General features: G+C 66.9%; 1 protein-coding gene. It reads left to right on the top strand.

All coding sequences use genetic code 11. The features are described 5' to 3' along the window. Nucleotides 1–492: cytochrome d ubiquinol oxidase subunit II (cydB, locus tag J0A65_RS25640; RefSeq protein ID WP_206597032.1), on the top strand; the 492-nt coding region annotated here is incomplete at both ends.

Raw genomic sequence — 492 nt, forward strand, 5'->3', positions numbered from 1 at the left:
GAGGGTGACCTGGCAGCGCGTTCGCGCCGCGCCACCTACCTCTGTGCACTGGTATTCCTGGTTGGCTTCCTTCTCGCTGGCAGCTGGCTGGCCATGGGCATCGAAGGCATGACCCTGGCCGGCGTCGTGGATGCCGGCGCCGCCCTGAACCCGCTGAACAAGCAGGTGATCGCCGACAACGCCGGCTGGCTCGGCAACTATGCCCGTTACCCGGTGACCCTGGTCGCCCCCGTACTGGCGCTGCTCGGCGCCCTGCTGGCGATTCTCGCCAGCACCTGGCGACGCGCCGGCCTGGCCTTCGCCGGCAGCAGCCTGATGATAGTTGGGGCCATCTGCACCGCAGGCTTCGCCCTGTTCCCCTTCGTCTTCCCCTCGAGCCTCGATCCGGCCTCCAGCCTGACCCTGTGGGACGCGGTATCGAGTCGCAAGACCCTGGGCATCACGTTCGTCGTCGCCTTGATGTTCTTTGCGCTGATCGTGCTCTACACCCTG

The organism is Bowmanella yangjiangensis (assembly GCF_017255015.1).
In the GTDB taxonomy this organism is placed as follows: Bacteria; Pseudomonadota; Gammaproteobacteria; order Enterobacterales; family Alteromonadaceae; genus Bowmanella; species Bowmanella yangjiangensis.